At 44.7% G+C, this 20522-nt stretch carries 16 protein-coding genes; 9 read left to right on the top strand and 7 right to left on the bottom strand.

The annotated features are described in order from the left end of the window. The first annotated feature begins 4 nt into the window (after positions 1 to 4). The gene (locus KHN79_RS06070) at positions 5 to 397 is read left to right on the top strand and encodes a SulA-like leucine-rich domain-containing protein (RefSeq protein ID WP_182008002.1); all 393 of its coding nucleotides are present in this window, start codon (positions 5 to 7) and stop codon (positions 395 to 397) included. A 217-nt stretch (positions 398 to 614) separates the two neighbouring features. Beyond that, entirely contained in the window at positions 615 to 1718 is a 1104-nt protein-coding gene (locus KHN79_RS06065; protein ID WP_182008003.1) for a phosphoribosylaminoimidazolesuccinocarboxamide synthase, read from the top strand. Positions 1719 to 1829: 111 nt separating this feature from the next. Here the strand turns inward: KHN79_RS06065 and KHN79_RS06060 are convergent, their stop codons facing one another. The 3 genes from KHN79_RS06060 to KHN79_RS06050 all read right to left on the bottom strand — a co-directional run bounded on the left by KHN79_RS06060 (position 1830) and on the right by KHN79_RS06050 (position 5700). After that, entirely contained in the window at positions 1830 to 2207 is a 378-nt protein-coding gene (locus KHN79_RS06060; RefSeq protein ID WP_182008004.1) for a transporter, read from the bottom strand. Between the two features lie 233 nt (positions 2208 to 2440). Continuing rightward, positions 2441 to 3199 (bottom strand): phospholipase A, encoded by a 759-nt coding sequence (locus KHN79_RS06055; RefSeq protein ID WP_182008005.1) that lies wholly within the window; start codon positions 3197 to 3199, stop codon positions 2441 to 2443. A gap of 143 nt (positions 3200 to 3342) precedes the next feature. Then, positions 3343 to 5700 (bottom strand): helicase-related protein, encoded by a 2358-nt coding sequence (locus KHN79_RS06050; RefSeq protein ID WP_182008006.1) that lies wholly within the window; start codon positions 5698 to 5700, stop codon positions 3343 to 3345. Between the two features lie 210 nt (positions 5701 to 5910). Between KHN79_RS06050 and KHN79_RS06045 the strand changes: the two genes are divergently transcribed. From KHN79_RS06045 to KHN79_RS06035, 3 genes are all read left to right on the top strand, one after another. Next, the gene (locus tag KHN79_RS06045) at positions 5911 to 7599 is read left to right on the top strand and encodes an NAD-dependent malic enzyme (RefSeq protein WP_182008007.1); all 1689 of its coding nucleotides are present in this window, start codon (positions 5911 to 5913) and stop codon (positions 7597 to 7599) included. A gap of 194 nt (positions 7600 to 7793) precedes the next feature. Continuing rightward, positions 7794 to 8486: an ElyC/SanA/YdcF family protein gene (locus tag KHN79_RS06040; protein ID WP_244812613.1), complete on the top strand. Its 693-nt coding sequence runs from the start codon at positions 7794 to 7796 to the stop codon at positions 8484 to 8486. 219 nt (positions 8487 to 8705) lie between these two features. After that, a complete protein-coding gene (locus KHN79_RS06035) occupies positions 8706 to 10076 on the top strand; it encodes a DASS family sodium-coupled anion symporter (RefSeq protein WP_182008009.1) in 1371 nt (456 codons plus the stop codon). Between the two features lie 128 nt (positions 10077 to 10204). On the opposite strand, the gene KHN79_RS06030 is transcribed toward KHN79_RS06035, so the two are convergent. Further along, positions 10205 to 11542 carry a GGDEF domain-containing protein gene (locus KHN79_RS06030; protein WP_182008010.1) on the bottom strand — a complete coding sequence of 446 codons (1338 nt, stop codon included), beginning with the start codon at positions 11540 to 11542 and terminating at the stop codon, positions 10205 to 10207. A gap of 318 nt (positions 11543 to 11860) precedes the next feature. Here KHN79_RS06030 and KHN79_RS06025 point away from each other — a divergent pair, with 318 nt between their 5' ends. Beyond that, complete coding sequence (locus KHN79_RS06025; RefSeq protein WP_182008011.1) at positions 11861 to 12685, top strand: DUF2797 domain-containing protein; 825 nt, start codon at positions 11861 to 11863, stop codon at positions 12683 to 12685. Between the two features lie 110 nt (positions 12686 to 12795). Here the strand turns inward: KHN79_RS06025 and KHN79_RS06020 are convergent, their stop codons facing one another. Beyond that, positions 12796 to 14031, bottom strand: coding sequence for a cysteine desulfurase-like protein (locus KHN79_RS06020; RefSeq protein ID WP_182008012.1), 1236 nt, complete (start codon positions 14029 to 14031; stop codon positions 12796 to 12798). After that, positions 14015 to 14671, bottom strand: a complete 657-nt coding sequence (locus tag KHN79_RS06015; RefSeq protein ID WP_182008013.1) for a 2OG-Fe dioxygenase family protein — start codon at positions 14669 to 14671, stop codon at positions 14015 to 14017. The genes KHN79_RS06020 and KHN79_RS06015 overlap by 17 nt, the downstream gene beginning before the upstream one ends. Positions 14672 to 15030: 359 nt before the next feature. Between KHN79_RS06015 and trxB the strand changes: the two genes are divergently transcribed. From trxB to cydC, 3 genes are all read left to right on the top strand, one after another. Beyond that, complete coding sequence (trxB, locus tag KHN79_RS06010; protein WP_182008014.1) at positions 15031 to 15990, top strand: thioredoxin-disulfide reductase; 960 nt, start codon at positions 15031 to 15033, stop codon at positions 15988 to 15990. Positions 15991 to 16094: 104 nt separating this feature from the next. Next, entirely contained in the window at positions 16095 to 17882 is a 1788-nt protein-coding gene (cydD, locus tag KHN79_RS06005) for a cysteine/glutathione ABC transporter permease/ATP-binding protein CydD (RefSeq protein ID WP_182008015.1), read from the top strand. Further along, positions 17875 to 19596, top strand: a complete 1722-nt coding sequence (cydC, locus tag KHN79_RS06000; protein WP_182008016.1) for a cysteine/glutathione ABC transporter ATP-binding protein/permease CydC — start codon at positions 17875 to 17877, stop codon at positions 19594 to 19596. Before cydD ends, cydC begins: the two co-directional genes overlap by 8 nt. A 97-nt stretch (positions 19597 to 19693) precedes the next feature. Here the strand turns inward: cydC and KHN79_RS05995 are convergent, their stop codons facing one another. Next, a complete protein-coding gene (locus KHN79_RS05995) occupies positions 19694 to 20386 on the bottom strand; it encodes a PEP-CTERM sorting domain-containing protein (RefSeq protein WP_182008017.1) in 693 nt (230 codons plus the stop codon). Positions 20387 to 20522: the final 136 nt, after the last annotated feature.

Here is a 20522-nt window from a genome sequence, read left to right as displayed (position 1 = left end):
TAAGATGCAGCTACACGGTCAAACTCAAACATACTCTCGTTACAATGTACTGGCACAAGCGACTCAACCAATGGACGGTTCTGAGCAGCTTCTTTCTAAGCTCGCTGTTCTGTCACAGCAGAAACAATGGATATTGTTTACTTCCGAGTGCCCTCGTCCCAATTTTGACCAGCTATCTGCTTCCAGTATTTGTTGTAAAAACGTCATTCAGATGAAGCCATCTCAACAGCTTTCTGAAGTCGAGATTGTAATTAAAGCGATTAAATCTGGTAACGCCAGTGCGATAGTTGCCTCCAATAGCATCGCGCCAACAAATCAATCCATATTACGTGACATTGGCCTGCGTTATCAGTGTGAAGTCTTTTTCGTCGAAGGCAGAGTAAATCAGTACCACTAACAAGTTCGACGTTATCCATCCTGCATCTCGCCTCCTTTTTAAGGGGGCATTTTTTTATCTCTAATTTAGTGAACGAACAAATTAAGCAAACGTTTGCTTTTTATCTGGCGAGTTAAAATAGTTCTGGTATGATGCCCACATTCAATTTATTCAGCACTTCACCCTTGCTGAATATCTTCTCTTTATGACGTTTGATTAAGAAGATAGGAATGTCGCAATGAGCCTTGCCAATCAAGTACTTGCCGTCAATGACGACCTGCCAATTCGCACTCACAAACCCGTACATAGCGGAAAAGTTCGTTCAGTTTACTGGTTAACTGAAGAAGACAGCGCCCGCCTGATCAAAGAAAAAGGATATGACGTAGCTCCAGACGCGCCATTGGCGATCATGGTGATCAGTGATCGCATTTCTGCTTTTGATTGTATTTGGCATGGCGAAGGCGGTCTGAAGGGCGTGCCGGGTAAAGGGGCCGCATTAAACGCAATCTCTAACCACTGGTTTAAGCTGTTTAAAGATAATGGCCTGGCTGACAGCCACATCTTAGATATTCCTCACCCGTTTGTTTGGATCGTTCAAAAAGCGAAACCCGTTAAAATTGAAGCAATTTGCCGCAAATACATTACGGGGTCGATGTGGCGTGCATACGCAAACGGTGAACGCGAGTTCTGCGGAATTCAACTACCTGAAGGTCTGGAAAAAGACAAAGCCCTACCTGATCTTTTGATGACACCGTCAACTAAAGGCATTTTAAAAGGTATTCCCGGCGTACCGGAAGCGGATGACGTTAACATTACTCGCCAGAATATCATTGATAACTTTGAAGCATTTAACTTCTCAAGTGCAGAAGACATCGCACTGTACGAAAAGCTATTAAAAGAAGGCTTTAACGTTATCAGTGGCGCATTAGAGTCGATTGACCAGATCTTTGTCGATACCAAGTTCGAATTCGGTTATGTACAAGATGCTGCTGGTAACGAGAAGCTGATATACATGGATGAAGTGGGCACGCCTGATTCTTCACGTATTTGGGATGCGAAAGAATACCAGGCTGGTAACATCGTTGAGAACTCAAAAGAAGGCTTCCGTCAGTTTCTTTTGAACCACTTCCCTGATCCGGATATCCTGTTAAACAAAGAGCGCATGCCTGAACGTGAAGCGCTTGCCCGCGACAATGATCTGCCAGTTGAGTCGTTGATGGATATTTCTAAAACTTACATCGGCATCGCTGAAAAGATTACAGGTAAGCCAATTAACCTAAGCGAAAACCCGAAAGCAGAAATTATCGAAGTGCTCAGCAAAGAATACGGGTTGATTGACTGATCAGTTAATCATACTTAATTAAAAAACAAAAAGTCCGCATCAAAGCGGACTTTTTCTTTATAGACCTAGACGGGACTCTCTCTATCGTTATCTACTGTAACAAAGGATGATTTAAAATTTTAGAGTCAGTACGTCTTGCTCTGATGCATCAATTTTTAAGTGACCCCGAGACTCAATGTACTCGATTTGTTTGGCGTCCAGGGAATACGGCATGGCAACACGAAGTTCATCTATCCCCTCGTGCTTCGCTAAGCGCGTTAACTTAAGCAAGTTGGATTCATCACTATGACCCGATGATAAGTCCTTTAACGCAGCTTGCCATAAGCGATCTTCTGGCTTACTCAGTTCAGCCAGATTATTTTTCCACATTAAACCAAAAATGGGAGCAATGGTGTCAAGTGCATCTGCGAAGGTCCACTTTTTACTTGCTGTTGCCCCTAGAAAACTAGTGTAGTCGAATTCAATGCATGTCTTTTGTTGCTGGTTCACTCTATGCTCCGACATTCGAAATGAGATATTCCAAATATCGTTCAACTATTTTGATATAGCAATGGGATATAAAAGATTGGTCTTTTATACCCAAATTTAAAGTCAAAAAGAAATATTAAAACCAGCCTCGTAACAAGATCTGCACAGGTTTCATTATATACGCAACCATTTGATTAATATTTTTAGTAACAAACTAAACACTAAGTAAAATAAGCACGATCTATGATGCCAGACTATAAATTCATCAGCTTAATACCAAAGCCAACACGCGTTTGCGAATGGTCATAATCAATCAGTGTCTCACCATAACCGTGATAGCCCTGAAGATACACACCAAGAATGTCATTGAAATAAAACGTATAGCCTAGCTCAACGCCGCCTTTATCATATTCGAAGTTATAGAAACCTCGGGTATTTATAACTCCGGCACGGGTATATACCTTCGCCCACAACTCATAGGGGGCATAAAAGTTCTCTATGTCGTCATTCTCAGTGGTGATGACCCACCAAGCATGGACTCCATATTCTACGGGGCCAGAAAAGCGCTCCGCAGCGACATACAGCCGATCCCAACTGCGGGACAAAGCGCTGGATTGACCATTCGACTCATGCTTATATCCCGCTTCAACATGGTTAAATAACAGCATATTCGATTGATGCGCAAGGAAAATCTGTGGCTTGTAATTCGTCTCCCTGAACGGAGAAGAAATGTCGGAGTTTGCTAACTGCCAAAGCGATTTTTGAGTGTAAGAGCCCATCAACGCGGTGCCGGAACTGAATCTATAGAATGGGATAGACGCCGAGATCTGAAACTTCACTTCAAAATCTTGTAGCGAATCCATTTCAGAACCCACCTCACTATATGCGCTCTGATTGATGTCAGTGGTATAAGTACCCAGAACGTAGTTATCTTCATAGGTAGAAATGTGAGTGATATTTTTTCCGTAAGCGAGTACGGGACACAACAATAGTGGAATTACTTTATACTTCATCGTTTTCCTTCTGCCACTTCATCGAAAAGCGGCAATGTCTTTCCTTATCGCTTGTTAAATCAGCGATAAACTGCATAGAAAAACGGTTTTAGCAATTTTCGTTCCGAATCTATCAATATGTGGATATTCCAATTGAATATCAGCTACTTCACATCAACTACACGACTGGCTTTTTTATATTGGACTCGCCAACCGGGCCAACGCGGCAGCTCCCAACGCTTTGGATCGCCTTTCCGACTGCCTTCACTATAAATAATGTGAACAAGTTTACGCGAAGCGAAATACTCAACATCTAACTTAAGCTCGGCGAGAAACAATTTTAAAGGGTATCGCTCTGCAAAATCCTGGTATTCCCATTCAGGAACCCCTTCAAAAGGCAGGTCATCGGCCTCGAAAAGTTCGATATCTTCAACCGATTCCACTCCAAGCGTCTGAAGCTGCTCAGATAACCAATCGGTAAACGTGAGTGATTCCAACCCGGAAACAACCGCAGTATGTTGATTCAGTCCAAGTGCGTTATACAGTTTCCAATGCTGAATTTGCTGTTTACGTAATGGTGCAAAGCCCGGCATCAGGCTTTCGTCTTCTATCATTTCTACTATCGGTTGAATAGCAACTTTACCTTGCAGCTCCTGATATTCCGTCCTCACCACGCGGCCGGCGTACAGCAAGTTCATCGTCGCGCGTGGAGTTACTTCATCGTGATTAGTCTCCCCTTGCTGCCATTCTCCTAAGTTAAGATCATCGATTAGAGTGATAGGGATCGGCATCATCACAGATGCAAGGTTGAGGGTCTGCTTGACTCCCCTACCAGGTACACTGTGGCTATCTAATACTAAGGCTGCTTCTTGTTTGTCGGCAAAGCGACTACTACGGCCGACGACCATTTCCATCCTGCCATTAGCCAAGGCTTCACGGCGACGCTCTCGACGCACAAACACTAACTCGGGGTGAAGAGCCGCAATAGCTTTGCTTAACGCATCACGTTTGTATCTGGAAGCGACTTCCAAATGTGGCAGTTCAAACAGCTCGCGCATTTGCTTGGCAAGTCCCTGTGCTTCTTCCAGAACCGCGGCGTCCACTACCACGCTAGGTAATTGCTCCCCGCGAACCACACGAATCAGTAAAGAGGCATCACACCCCGCAGGCTCCTCAGTTGCTAATGCTTCTGCTGCTTCACCACTTTGCAGTTGATATAGCTGAGCCGGAACAGACAGCGCGGCGGCCAGATCGATCATCGCTTCTTTTTCTGCTTTGGACTGGATACGGGTAACCAAATCCGCAAACAGCGCATCAATAGGGAGTGGATAAACTTTTTTGCCGTGTTCGGTGACATTTCCTTCGGCATCGATGGCATTCATCGCTTGCAACGTTTCAAAAGCCAAGTGAAGTGATTTTTCAGGAATCGTATCCAGGAAAGCCAGTTCAGCTAATTTGTGCCCGCAACACGCTGCCGCAAGCATCGGCTCAACAAGTTCTTCCCGGTGGAGTTCTGGTGGCGTTACCAGTTCGAGTGGTGCATGTTCGCCATACAATCGGATACAGGTCCCTTCTGCTACGCGCCCGGCACGCCCCATGCGCTGTGCAGCACTGGCTTTGGAGATCGTCACGAGCGTCAATGTGGTGCGGCCATTTCGCTGTATCGTGCGTCGTTCCAAACCGCTATCAATCACCACCCGAATATTTGGGATAGTCAAAGACGTTTCTGCAACATTGGTCGCAAGCACGACTTTTCGCTGATTTTGAATCGTCAACGCTTGCTGGCGTTCCTGGTCACTTACAGAAGCATGAAGTTTGACCACCAGCACATCATCTGACTTTTGCTGCAGCATTTGGGCACACTGAGTAATTTCTTTACGACCTGGTAGGAAAACCAGGATATCGCCCTCTTCATCTTCTAACGCTTCATTTACGGCGCGAACAACATCATTTTCGCACCCTTTTTTATTAGGAAGATATCGGCTATCCAGACTTCGATGAGTTACAGTAACCGGAAAGCAGCGACCTTCTGATCTCAGACGTTCGGCGTCTAAATATTTAGCTAGCTTTTCACCTTCTAACGTAGCAGAGGTAACAATCAAACGATGCTGGTTTTCTTGTTTTAAAAGCGCAGTAAGCAGGTCTATATCCCAGCGGCGTTCATGGAACTCGTCCACCATAACGATATCAAAATTGGCCAACTTATCTTCTGCGAACCATCTAAGCGCCACACCCGGAGTCACGAATACTACTTGTGTATTTTCATCGAAATACGCGTGAAGTTTTATCGCGTACCCAATTTTATCACCTATCGGTGCCCCAGATTGCTCCGCTAGAAACTCTGCTAAAGATGTACAGGCAATTCGACGCGGCTCAATGACCAGAACTCGTCCATGTTGTGCTGCCCACAGGGGTAAACGTGTCGACTTTCCCGATCCGGTTTCGGCTTCCACCACGAGGTGACTGCACTGTAGCTGCTGGTCAAACTCGGCTTTTAGGCTATCAATAGGTAGTTGGGACATAAAATTAGATTTTTACTCAGAGAATGGGCGGTATTATATACCCAAGTTAAACTCTTCTGTCTTTTTCGCACTTCAATAAGTGGCCGTATTTTCACTGGACGCACGTTTTTTCTGCAACATTACTTTGATGTTTATCAACGAATGTTTACAACCAATTAGTGAAACCGTTAATATTTGGTGCGCATTCTTCAACCCTACATAAGGCACCTAATGAACAACGATAAACGCCCACTATATATTTCATACGCGGGCCCGGCTCTTCTAGCGACACCTCTTTTAAACAAAGGCAGTGCATTTTCTGCTGAAGAACGTAGTTCTTTCAACTTAGAGGGTTTGCTACCAGAAGCCACAGAAACGATTCAAGAACAAGTAGAGCGTGCTTACCAGCAGTACAAAGGTTTTGAAAGTGACATGGATAAGCATATTTATCTACGTAACATTCAAGACACCAACGAAACCCTGTTCTACCGCTTAGTACAAAACCACGTTTCTGAGATGATGCCGATCATCTACACCCCAACTGTTGGTGCAGCATGTGAGAATTTCTCCAACATCTACCGTCGTGGCCGTGGTCTTTTCATCTCTTACCCTAATCGTGACCGTATCGACGACCTGCTAAATAACGCCGCAAACCACAACGTGAAAGTAATCGTGGTTACCGATGGTGAGCGTATTCTTGGCTTAGGCGACCAAGGCATTGGTGGCATGGGCATCCCTATTGGTAAGCTGTCTCTTTACACCGCTTGTGGTGGTATCAGCCCAGCTTATACTCTTCCTATCGTGTTAGATGTAGGCACCAACAATCCGCAGCGCTTGGCTGACCCTATGTATATGGGCTGGCGCCATCCTCGTATTACTGGCCCAGAATACGATGCCTTTGTTGAAGAGTTCATTCAGGCGGTACAACGCCGCTGGCCTGATGCTTTAATTCAGTTTGAAGATTTTGCACAAAAGAATGCAATGCCTCTTTTAGAGCGTTATAAAGACCGCATCTGTTGTTTCAATGATGATATTCAAGGTACCGCTGCAGTTACAGTTGGTTCTCTACTTGCTGCATGTAAAGCGGCCGGTACTCAACTTTCTGAGCAGCGCATTACCTTCCTGGGAGCAGGCTCTGCTGGATGTGGTATCGCTGAAGCAATCATTTCGCAAATGGTGTCTGAGGGTATTTCTGACGAGCAAGCCCGCTCTCAGGTTTACATGGTTGACCGCTGGGGTCTGTTGCAAGAAGGCATGCCTAATCTGCTTGATTTCCAACAGCGTTTGGTACAAAAGCATACAAATACCAGTGACTGGGAAACAGAAGGTACCGGTTTCTCGCTATTAGATGTAATGCGTCATGCTAAGCCAACAGTGCTTGTTGGTGTATCAGGTGCGCCTGGCTTATTTAGCCAGGAAGTGATCGAAGAAATGCACAAACACTGTAAGCGCCCAATCGTCTTCCCGTTGTCAAACCCGACAAGTCGTGTTGAAGCAACTCCAAACGATATTATTCGCTGGACAAACGGCGAAGCTTTAGTAGCAACAGGCAGCCCGTTTGATCCTGTAGTACACGAAGGTAAAACCTATCCTATCGCTCAATGTAACAACAGCTATATTTTCCCGGGAATTGGCCTAGGCGTGCTCGCGGTTAACGCGAAGCGTGTTACTGATGAAATGCTGATGGAATCGAGCCGCGCATTGGCGACCTGTTCTCCTCTGGCCATTAACGGGCGCGGTGCACTCCTTCCACCACTAGAAGAAATTCATCTGGTATCGAAGAAAATTGCATTCGCAGTGGCGAAAAAAGCCATCGAGCAAGGCGTTGCATTAGAGATCACCGATGAAGCCCTAAACGATGCGATTGACCAGTCATTCTGGCAGCCGGTTTATCGTCGCTACAAACGTACAGCATTCTAAACTTTGATAAATTTGTATAATAATTAGCCCCTTTTTGACAGGGGCTTTTATTTTTCTATCTGTTTTGAATCAACCTAACCATATTTTGGCACAAATGGGCTTCTCTCTTTTTGTTCCAATCAGATATGATGGACAGACACTTTTCATTAAGGATAAAAAGCGTTTTGTGGTTTTCTCGTATAAGGTCAAAGTGGATGCTTAAGTTTTCATGGAAGCGACTTGCTTTGATTTTGTCGATCGCGGTATTTAGTCTGCTCGGTTCTGTTATTGCTATCGACCGTTGGGTGGTACTTCAAGCGAGAAATAATATTTTTACTGACTTTAAGAACATACCGCAGCACGAGGTTGCTGTAGTTCTTGGTACCAGTAAATACATTGGAAAAATCCTCAACATTTATTACACCCATCGCATCAACACAGCGATTGAGCTTTATAACCAGGGTAAAGTAAAACAATTTTTGTTGAGTGGCGACAACGCACACCGCTCTTACAACGAACCCTGGACGATGAAGCGGGATTTGCTTAAAGCAGGCGTCCCCGAAGAGGTAATTCACCTTGATTACGCAGGATTTCGCACTCTCGATTCCATCGTACGCGCAAAAAAAATATTTGCTTCAGAACGCTTTCTTATCGTCACTCAGCGCTTCCATTGCGAGCGAGCGCTATTTATTGCTAACGCTTATCACATTGACGCACAATGTATTGCGGTGGCCGAACCGGTAACAGATAAACAAAAAGCATCAATGCGTATGCGTGAACTTCTTGCTCGTGTTAAGGCATTCCTCGACCTATATATATTCGATACACAACCGAAATTTCTCGGGCCGCAAGAGCCAATCATTGCAGTAAAAGAATCAATAGAACCAACACAAGTCCCTATCGAATAAGATGCCAGCTACACAAACAACTTTAGTAACATTTCTGTAAAGATAATGGGTAGTTTTCTACCCATTTCCGATTCTCAACGTCACATTTTCTTAATTGCTCTACGATTGAGACCAAACTCCTTCAATTATTCCAAGTAACATTTGACCAACAAACAACCACAAGTCAGTTACTTTGCCATAAAAAATCAACAAAAAGGCAACGAACAAGGAGCATACCCCATGACCGCACTCGCTGTGACATTGAAGAACTGGTTCTTCACTCGCAACAGTATGATTTTGAATGCAAATATCCTACTGTTTTTTATTTTACTTAATACTCTGCCTTTTGAGCCTCAAGTCGTAACTGGCGTCAGTATTTTGGTTTTTGTTGCCATATTATGGTTAACAGAGGCCATTCACGTAAGTCTTACAGCTTTACTGGTACCCTTACTTGCGGTATTTCTCGGCGTGTTCAATACACAAGCTGCGCTCAACAACTTCTCTAACTCAATCATCTTTTTGTTCTTAGGTGGTTTTGCTTTAGCTGCAGCTTTACACAAGCAGAAGTTAGACCAAGCCATTGCAGACAAAGTGTTGCTTCTGGCTCGTGGTAAAATGTCGGTGGCAGTTTTCATGTTATTCGGTGTGAGTGCTGGCCTGTCAATGTGGATCTCCAACACTGCTACCACTGCGATGATGCTTCCGCTTGTATTGGGCGTGATGAGCAAATTGGACGGAGCTAAGAACCATCGAACATTTTTGTTTGTACTGCTTGGTATTGCGTACAGCGCTTCAATCGGTGGTATTGCTACACTAGTCGGTAGCCCGCCAAATGCTATCGCTGCTGCGGAGGTTGGTCTTAACTTTACTGAGTGGATGAAACTGGCGCTTCCAATCTCTTTGATTTTGATGCCTGTCGCTATACTGATACTTTACACCATGACCAAACCAGATTTGAGCCATACCTTCGAGCTTGACCACAAACCTGTCGAATGGACAAACGGCAAAAAGATCACCCTGGCGATTTTTGTCCTGACTGTCACACTGTGGATATTCAGCAAACCAATCAACGCAATGATAGGCGGTTTTGCGAAATTTGATACGCTGGTTGCAATGGGAGCTATTCTTCTGCTGGGTGCGTCTCGCGCTGTAGAGTGGAAAGATATTGAGAAAACCACAGACTGGGGCGTACTGATTCTGTTCGGTGGTGGTATCTGTCTGAGTAATGTTCTAAAAGAAACAGGCACCAGTGTTTTCCTGGCGCACGGTTTGTCTGGCTTCCTGGATCAAGCTGGTATCTTATTGACGATTCTAGCTGTTGTTGCCTTCGTCGTATTCCTGACAGAGTTTGCAAGTAACACCGCCAGTGCTGCATTATTAGTGCCCGTCTTTGCAACGATTGCCGAAGCACTAGGTATGTCACCTGTGATTCTATCTGTATTAATTGCAGTAGCTGCATCTTGTGCATTTATGTTACCAGTGGCAACGCCACCAAACGCAATTGTCTTTGGTACAGGTCATATCAAGCAAAAAGAGATGATGCGTATAGGTCTTGTACTTAACATTGCATGTATTGGTGTACTTACCCTATTTGCCTGGCTGTTCTGGTAAGCCCCGCTGACTTCATAAGCACTACACTACTGTACTTCGCACTCCCCCTAAACGAAGTACAGTAGTCCCCCCCCAAAAAAAAAATGATGACCAAATGGCCACCATTTATATTTTTAAATATCTATACCTTACGCCTCTCGGGGTGAGCGACTCACCGAACCATAGTGAACTTCTACACGATTACGACCATTACGCTTGGCGGTATACAGGGCTTCATCCGCTCTTGCCATCGCTGCCGTTACACGCTCATTTTGCAGTTGTGCCACACCAATGCAGCACGTTAAAGCTTCACCGTGAACCCAGAGGTGATTAGCCACATTCTTACGGATTGTCTCTGCTTTAATAATGGCTTGTTCAATATTCGTCTCCGGACAAAATACGACGAACTCCTCTCCACCCCAACGAACCAGGCGGTCGTCATTATCTGTAGAGCTTGCAACAACCATGACGAACTCGCGCAGGATATCATCGCCTATCTGATGACCAAATTTGTCATTAATCATCTTAAAGTGGTCTAAATCCAAATACAGGAAACTCAATGCTGATTGCTCCCAGCGAACCAGGCGAGCCTGTTCATCCAGCCATTTTTGAACAGCGTGCCGGTTTAATGCTCCCGTTAGTGCATCACGATGAGCCAATTCCGCGAACTCATAGTTTTGAGCTCTAAGGGATCGGTTTACTTTTTCCAGGTGCTGATGGCGTTGCTGCGCTTTTAGGTAAGCCGCTTTACTTTTACGTATCTCATACAAAGTAAACACCAGACCCAGAGTCATCCAAGAACACAGCAGAATAAAAAGTAATGTCTCTTTTGCAAGATATTCACCCTCGAACTCTATCCGGTCGATGATGATTTTATGCTGCCCCATTGATGTGGCGGCACCCGTTGCGATATCTATACGAGTAATGTTGGTGAATTCCGGCGCTGAATGTTCAATCGCCACTTTATTGTCCGCTAACCACCAAGTCATGACTTGTAAGTTCGCAATCGGTATTTCTATCGTGCCATCAAACTTGGCAGGTGAAAACTGCATACCATTGTATTTAATCGTATATTCATCATCTGGTTTAGAATACTCGGGGTTGTAGTTTCTCAAATACAGGCGCAACTCTTTTTTAGGGGTCTCTGTATCGCCCCCTTTTTCATAGTTTATCTTTAGCCTGATCGTGTGATAGCTGGATAAATCAATGCCTTTTGTCGCTTCAACTACGTCGGTATATACCGAAATACCACAATATGGCCATGCGTATGAACTTTTCTTAATATCGCAGTTTAGTATCAGTCTGTTATCTTCAAAGCTCAGCTCGGCTTCACTTAATCCACCAGCCACCGCATCTTTCGTCGCGTAGATATTGAACTTATCTGGCGTAACAACAAGCTTACGTGTATCTCCCAATATGCTGTAAAGCGCGACTAAACTTATAGTACAAATCGAGAGAGCGAAAATTAACTTGTGTATCCTTTTCATGGGCACAATGACCTACTTTATTACTAGTCAAATAACGTCTAACCATGCGCTCATTCAGAAAAAGATATTCTAATCAATTAATAAAATGAACTTTCACTGGCTTTCTTAATTTCGATACATTTTACCTCTAAAGTTGAATGTGATCTTGCTTCAAAATTGTAAGAATGTTCTGCCTAAAGCTGCTTTGCGAGGCACTTCACGCAAGCAAAGGAGTGTGCGACAGTAAAAAGTACTCTAAGTAAGATCACTATCGCTTCTCCGCTGCATCTCACTTCGCATTCAGATATACTGTGCAAAAACACAATAATGAGTAATGTTATGTCATTAATTGCAACTGGCACGTTAAATAAAATGCGCGCTTCTCTTGACGGTGCAGTGAGCTACCGTCTTCCTGTTGGTGATGAAGAGATCGATCTGTCGCCATTCCTCGGTCAGACTTTGACACTTACCCACACTGGTAATATTTTTTGCTGTTCATGCGGGAAGAAAACCAAGAAGAGCTATTCTCAAGGCCACTGTTTCGTGTGTATGAAAAAGCTGGCAAGCTGCGATATGTGCATCATGAAACCAGAGACCTGTCACTACGAGCAAGGTACCTGCCGTGAGCCGAAATGGGGCGATGAAAACTGTATGGTTGATCACTTCGTGTATCTGTCAAACACTTCAAGTCTGAAAGTCGGTATCACGCGCCATACGCAAATACCAACCCGTTGGATTGACCAAGGAGCGACACAGGGTCTGCCTATTTTCAAAGTCAAAACTCGCCATATCTCAGGCTTGATTGAAGTTGAACTGGCAAAACACATTGCCGATAAAACGAACTGGCGTACACTGCTTAAAGGCGATGGTGAACCCATTGCACTTCAAGACAGATTTGCTGAGCTGCTTCCTTTAGTGGAAGAAAAGATCGCCGAGATCAAGCAAAAATACGGTGAGGATGCGATCGAAGTATTAAGCGAAAACATCACAGACCTGAGTTACCCGGTTCAGCAACACCCTACTAAGATCACTTCTCATAATTTTGATAAAAATCCTGTCGTTACAGGTATTCTGCAAGGCATTAAAGGCCAGTACCTTATCTTCGATACAGGGGTCATTAACGTGCGTAAGTTCACTTCTTACGAAGTCGAAGTTAGCGTGTAATTCCAGCCGTAGTAACTAACTGTTGCTTTTAGCTTTTGCTAGTTTCAGAAACAAAAAAGCTCGGGTGTAATTCCCGAGCTTTTTTGATAGTTAGAGTTAGGTCGTTTCAACTAAGCATCAAGAATGCTTTCTAGTACATCAAACAACATATCCACTTCTTCAAGCGTGTTGTAATGCATACAACCTATTCGTACCACCCCGCCCTTCTCTTCAAGTCCGAGCTGACGCACTAAACCAAGCGCGTAAAAGTGACCATTCCAGACACAAATGTTGTGCTCACCCAAAGTCTTCGCAATAAACTCTGGCGAGTATTTGTCGAATGTCAGGGCGAACGTCGGTGTACGGTAGTGGGAGTCTGCTTCGCTGATGCCATACAGCTTAACCCCTTCTAGCGCATCTAAACGTTGAAGAAAACGCTCACTTAGAGACTGTTCATGCTCAGTGTATATCGCGTAGCTTTGCTCAAGGCGTTGTCTTAGCGGTAGCCCTTCTTCACCAAACTGAGCTAAGTACTCTACCGCAGCAGTTACGCCTGCCAGACCTTCAAAGCTTTGCGTCCCTGTTTCAAATCGACCCGGGCCGATATTTGTCGCAGGTTCAACTTTGTAAGGACGTAGGCTGTGTAACCACTGGTCAGCAACGTAGGCGATGCCCACATGAGGCCCGAAGAACTTATAAGCTGAACACGCCAGAAAATCACACCCTAATGTCTGCACATCAACTAAATGGTGCGGTGCGTAATGAACCGCATCGACATAAACCTGAGCGCCTGCCTGATGAGCCATTTCAACAACACGCTGAATATCTACGATTGAACCCGTAGTATTTGAGGCATAAGTGAGCGCAACTAAGCGCGTCTTCTCAGACAACAAACTCTGCAGATGTTCCAGATCAAGCGTACAGTCATGTTCATTTACGCGCACCTGATGAACGATCGCACCTTTATCTTCAGCGGCTTGCTGCCAGCTTGAAACATTAGAATAGTGGTCTAAGGCAGAAACAATAATTTCATCACCCGCTTGCCACTCACGACTGATTGCACGGCTGAGCTGGAACGTCAGCGATGTCATGTTCGCGCCAAACACAATGTTGCCAGAGGATGGCGCATTCAATAATGCCTGTGCTGACTCACGTGCACTTTGCATCACATCAACCGTCTTCTGACTGGAGAAGTAGTGCCCGCCTAAGTTGGAATTAAAATGACCAAGGTAGCCAACCATAGTCTCGAGCACAGACTGAGGAACCTGTGATCCGCCTGGCCCGTCAAAAAAGGTAACAGGTTTATCGTTATGATACTGTGCCAGCGCAGGAAACTGCTCTCTGATGTGATTAAGATTGAAGTTCATTGCGCTTATCCGTCGCCGTTAGAACAAACACGTCCATATGACCGGCCTGGTCATCAATCACTGATCGGATCGGACAAGCGTTATGCCAAAGTTTGCTGTCTGCCAGAATGGCGACTTCACCATTTTCTAATACCTTGCGAAAAAATGGTGCTTGGTTGTGACTGCTGTATAGCATGATATCGCCACCAATAATGTTATGACGACCAACGCCAACCATCGCGATATGATCAAATCCGTCCTGATGCACACCTTCTGGCGCGACTTGCGTTTCCTGCTCTAAAGCAGTGATGCGGATTTGGTGGATTTCGATCTCTTGTCCATTTTCTAAGTGATTAGCGCTGACAAACAACTCGCACATTTCTCGGAAGCCATCACTGCTCAGGATGTTCTTTTCAATCTGTTCAAACTGACGAACAACGTCACCCTGGAATCGGTTAATATCAGAAGATTGTACAAAGCTGTTTTTGTTTAAATCAACGACTTGTCCATCGGTAAAACGCACCACGGAATAACGTCTCAATCGGTATTGACCATCAGCATGTTCGGTATGAGGTAATGTTTCGAATGATGGTGAAAGTTGCTCAATTGCTGCCATGCTGAGCTGAGTTAAATGCAGAGTGTTCTCGCGTGAATGTAACATCATTTGCTCCTTTAATGAGGCACATTTAATTAACATTTAATTTACACGATAGATTACGCAAATATTCTGCAATTGCCAGCTTTTGACGTCGATAGCTTCAACAAAACACAAAAAACACAACAAATAACTAACAAAGCCACTCCATACAGATTCATGTTTCAGATTTTAACTTTCACAACATTTGAAACTAGTTTTCTCTACTGCGGACAGAATTATATACTGCAATAAAAATAGTCTGCACCACGATGGCAAGTTCTATTCTATAACCAATTATTAGAACTCAATCCTTGTTTATGCTTTAAAAGCTATAAGAATTTCCATACAATCGAGAGAAATGTTCAGCCCTTTTTGGAGCCATAATGAGCGACGTAAAACATTGTAAACTATTAATTCTGGGTTCTGGCCCTGCAGGTTATACAGCAGCTGTATACGCTGCGCGTGCAAACCTAAACCCGGTTCTTGTAACAGGAATGCAGCAAGGTGGTCAGTTGACCACAACAACTGAAGTTGAGAACTGGCCTGGTGACGCAGAAGGTTTAACTGGCCCTGCACTAATGGAACGCATGAAAGAGCATGCAGAGCGCTTTGAAACAGAGATTGTGTTTGACCACATTAATGAAGTTGACTTATCTCAGCGCCCTTACCGCTTGAAAGGTGATTCTGGTGAATACACTTGTGATGCATTAATCATCTCAACAGGTGCCTCAGCGAAATACCTGGGTCTTGAATCTGAAGAAGCATTCAAAGGTCGCGGCGTGTCAGCTTGTGCAACGTGTGACGGTTTCTTCTACCGTAATCAGAAAGTTGCCGTTGTTGGTGGTGGTAATACAGCCGTTGAAGAAGCGCTATACCTGTCTAACATCGCCTCTGAGGTTCACCTGATTCACCGCCGTGATTCATTCCGTGCAGAGAAGATTCTTGTAAACCGTCTGATGGATAAAGTGGAAAACGGTAACATCATTCTGCACACTGATCGCACTCTTGACGAAGTGCTTGGTGACGATATGGGTGTAACTGGTGTTCGTATTAAAGATGTTAACACCGGCGCAACGGAAGACGTTGATGTAATGGGTGCATTCATTGCGATTGGCCACCAGCCAAACACTCAAATCTTCGAAGGCCAGCTAGAAATGAAAGATGGCTACATCATTGTTAAGTCAGGTCTTGAAGGAAATGCAACTCAAACCAGTATTGAGGGTGTGTTCGCAGCAGGCGATGTAATGGATCACAACTACCGTCAAGCGATTACCTCTGCAGGTACTGGCTGTATGGCAGCATTAGACGCTGAGCGATTCTTAGACGCGCTTAACGACAAATAACTTTTCACATTTGTGTCATATCCTTAAAACCCAGCGGTATTCCCGTTGGGTTTTCTTTTGTATACTACCGCCTCATTAAAACAATTATCATTAAGCCTTCAATAATGGATAAGAAAAAGCAAAGCAGCTTGAATAAGTGGCTTAAGCAACAAAGTAAGTTAGCCAAGCGCTGGCTTATGATTGCGATAGGCCTAGGCGTACTTTCAAGCGTGTTTTTACTGGCTCAAGCAGCCCTTCTCGCCTCCATTCTTCACCAACTTATCATAGAGCAAGTCGATAAAAGTGACCTTATATGGCATTTTGTTGCTTTAGTCGCTACCGTAATCGGCCGTGCCGCTTGTACCTGGGGGCGTGAATTAGCCGGATATCGCTGTGGTGAACAGATCAGAGTTTATATTCGTCAACTTATCTTAGATAAAGTACATCAACTTGGACCGGCATATATAAAGGGTAAACCAGCAGGTAGCTGGGCAACACTGATATTGGAGCAAGTTGAAGATATGCAAGAGTTCTTCTCCCGCTACCTGCCTCAGATGTCACTGTCGGTTCTGATCCCTTTCATGATTCTTGTCGTCGTGTTCCCTGTGAACTGGGCTGCCGGGTTAATCTTCTTAGTCACGGCTCCTTTGGTTCCGATTTTCATGGCACTGGTTGGTAAAAAGGCGGCTGACGCGAACCGTAAAAACTTCAAGGCATTACAGCGTTTGTCCGGTCACTTTTATGACCGTTTGCAAGCCATGACAACCATCCGCTTATTTGACCGAACTAAGTCTGAAACAGAGATTCTCAGAGGAGCATCTGAAGTTTTCCGTACTCGCACTATGGACGTACTTAAAATTGCCTTCCTTTCATCGGCGGTACTTGAGTTTTTCACATCGATTTCCATTGCAATAACCGCGGTATATTTTGGTTTTAGCTACATTGGCGAGCTTAACTTTGGCTATTATGGTGCCGGTGTGACTCTGTTTGCAGGCTTGTTCATTCTTATTCTTGCACCGGAATTTTATCAACCTCTGCGGGATTTAGGTACGTACTATCACGCTAAACAACAGGCGGTTGGCGCGGCAGAAAGCATCGTAGAGTTCCTTGAATTAGAAGTCGATCAAGTCCGAGACGGCAGTCAAACCTTAGATAAAGAAGCGCCCGTTCAAATTGAAGCAAAAGATTTAGTTATCTTTAGCCCAGAAGGAAAGCAACTCGCTGGTCCCCTGTCCTTCTCATTAGAAGCGAACCAAAGTACAGCTCTCGTTGGCCCTAGTGGTGCGGGTAAAACCAGTCTGGTAAATACCATTCTTGGCTTTATGCCATATCAGGGCAGCTTAAAAATTAATGGCTGCGAACTTTCGCAACTCGATCTCGCTACCTGGCGAGGAGCTGTCAGCTGGATCGGTCAAAACCCGATGTTGCTTCATGGCAGCATTCGTGACAATGTCACACTGGGTAAACTCAATGTTCAGGATGAAGCCGTCAATGCTGTTTTGAAAGATTCCCACGCAGCAGAGTTTGTTGACATGCACGGCTTAGATTACCCGATCTCTGACCGATCTGGTGGATTATCTGTCGGCCAGGCACAGCGCCTCGCTCTTTCCAGAGCTATGCTTCAAAATGGCCGCTTTTGGTTGTTAGATGAACCTACTGCCAGTTTAGACGCCCGCAGTGAACGACTAGTGATGGAAGGTATCAGTAAATATACCCAATCGACCACCAATCTGATGATCACTCACCAACTTGCGCCACTGAAAAACGTCTCGCAAATATTAGTGATTCAAGACGGCCAGATAGTACAGCAAGGTGACTATACTACTCTCGCGTCAGAAAACGGGTTATTCAAAGACATGTTAGCGGCTAACTTAGCGCAACGAGAATCAGACAAGGGGAACTTAGATGCGTGATTTACTCCCTTATCTAAAACTGTATAAAAAGCATTGGTTTGGTTTGTCATTAGGAATGCTACTGGCATTTCTGACACTTGCCGCCTCTATCGGGCTATTAACGCTTTCTGGTTGGTTTATTTCCGCCGCTTCCGTAGCTGGCTTAACCATTGCCCGTGAGACGTTCAACTACATGCTGCCCGGAGCGGGTGTTCGTGGCGCCGCGATGGCCCGTACCGCAGGTCGCTGGGGTGAGCGGGTCGTCAGTCATAATGCAACTTTCAAGTTGCTCACCGATTTACGTATTTTCTTCTTTGAGAAACTTGCTCCGCTGATCCCGGGAAGGGTATCTACTATGCGTGATGCCGATGTACTCAACCGTTTGGTTGCGGATGTCGATGCAATGGATCACGTATACCTGCGTCTTATCAGCCCTGTCATAATTGGTATATTCGGAATTCTGACTCTGACTGCCGTTCTGGCATTCTTTGACTGGCAATTAGCACTGCTGTTGGGTGCAGTTCTGACGGTAATGCTTTTAGTATGGCCGGTATTGTTTTACAAACTTGGCAAAAACAATGGCGCGCATTTAACTCACCGTAAAGCTGAGCTACGTGTAGCAACGCTTGACTGGCTACAAGGCTATAGCGAACTTAGTATCTTCGGAGCTGAAGAGCGCTATCGCAACATGATTTTAGAGAAACAAAAGCAGCTTCTTTCAAATCAGTATGTTAATGCAAATCTTACCGGATTGGCATCGGGACTTCTTATGTTGGTTAACGGCCTGACACTGGTCGTGATGTTATGGTTCGCAGCAGATGGCGTTGGGGGGCGAGCTCCCGATCCATGGATTGCCCTGTTTGCATTTGCCACCATGGCAAGTTTCGAGATCCTGATGCCTATCGCAGGTGCCTTCCAGTATTTAGGTCAGACCCTGACTTCAGCCCGTCGTTTAAACGAAGTCATTCTGGCTAAACCTGATGTGGTTTTCCCTTCGCAATCTAATCGCGATGACAATCAACTTGATATTGAGTTTGACAACATCAGCTTTGCCTATCCTGACGGTCAGAAGAAAGTGCTGAACAACTTGTCTCTGTCACTCCCGCTTGGCTCGAGAACGGCAATTGTTGGTCAGACTGGTTCAGGTAAATCAACACTAATCCAGTTGTTATGCCGATACTGGGACGTGAACCAGGGTGAAGTTCGTATCGGTGGTGCTGCACTTCAAGACTGGAGCGAGTCAGACCTTCGTGCTGCTATTACCGTTGTCAGCCAACGTGTTGATGTACTCAATGGCACGCTGCGTGACAATTTACTGATGGCAGCGCCGCAAACCAGCGATGAGGAACTCGCCGAGATATTAACGCAGGTAGATCTGGCTGGCCTTCTGCAAGAACCTGGCTTGGATGCCTGGTTAGGCGATGGCGGTCGTCAGCTATCTGGTGGTGAAAAACGACGAATCGGTATTGCAAGAGCACTATTGCGTGATGCGCCGATCCTTCTGTTGGATGAGCCAACTGAAGGTCTTGATAAACGCACTGAACAAAAAGTGATGGCGTTATTCAATCAGCATTTTGCTAATAAGACGGTGATTTTCATTACTCACCGACTCATCGAACTAGAGAACATGGACAATATATGCTTGATGGAGCAAGGGGAAATCATTGAGCAAGGTAATCACCAGACACTGATAGCGCAGCAAGGCCGCTACCACCAGCTATTGCAGTCTCTGTAAGGTAACATCATACACACTATAAAGGGCTCATCTTCTGATGAGCCCTTTTAATTTGAGTCGTAGGAAAATATTGCCGTATCTTAATAAAGTTCAGTTACTAATTCATTTGTTTGCGTCTTAATAAGCCAATACCAAATAACGCTAAAGCAAATAGTGAAAGTGGTGCTGGCTCAGGAATGGTTCCCACTTGTGTATCTGGATCCTCAAATGATCCTCCAAGCAATTTTGATGAAGCAATGAAATTCATATTCCCTTCAACACTTTGAACTCTCATTCCAAACAATTGCTCGTCAAAAAGGACTTCATCTAATCCGGCGATCGTTAAATCAAAACTCAGGGTTTGAATAAATCCACTGGCCGCGCCATTTTGACCAGTTTCGACCACTAAATCCCAAGCACTCGTACCCGTACCATTTAAGTTATTGTTACCACCAAGTGCATTAGTAGCAAAAGCATCTTCACCAAACAGTAAAGACGACCCACTGAAGAACTCACTGCCCCCAATCGAGCTACCGTTGATAGATATATTACCCAAACTCGCTGTAGCCCCCAGACCAGAGAAGTCAGATAAATTAAACCAAACAGAAAGAATATCACCTTGGGTGAGGCCTGGGTTGATAGGATCTGCGATATCGGCAGTGATCGTAACTGTATCAGCAGCCGTATTTTCAACTGCTATTTTGGCGTATAGACCACCGCCTTCGGATACATCGACTAAGTCCGAGATAACAGTTGCTTGTACGTTCGTACAGAACAACAATAAACCACTATAAAACAATATTTTTTTCATGGATATATCCTTATAAACATGGTGTGAGACATCAGAACAAGAAGCAAGGATAAGTAAGCAAGAATAAGACCAACTATAAAACCTCTTTATTATCAATCATTTAACTTCAAGCAGTTTTATAGAATGTAAACCCATT

The organism is Vibrio sp. B1FLJ16 (genome assembly GCF_905175385.1).
Lineage (GTDB): Bacteria > Pseudomonadota > Gammaproteobacteria > Enterobacterales > Vibrionaceae > Vibrio.
Note: the sequence above shows the minus strand (reverse complement) of the source record. Positions and strands in the feature narration are given on the sequence as shown.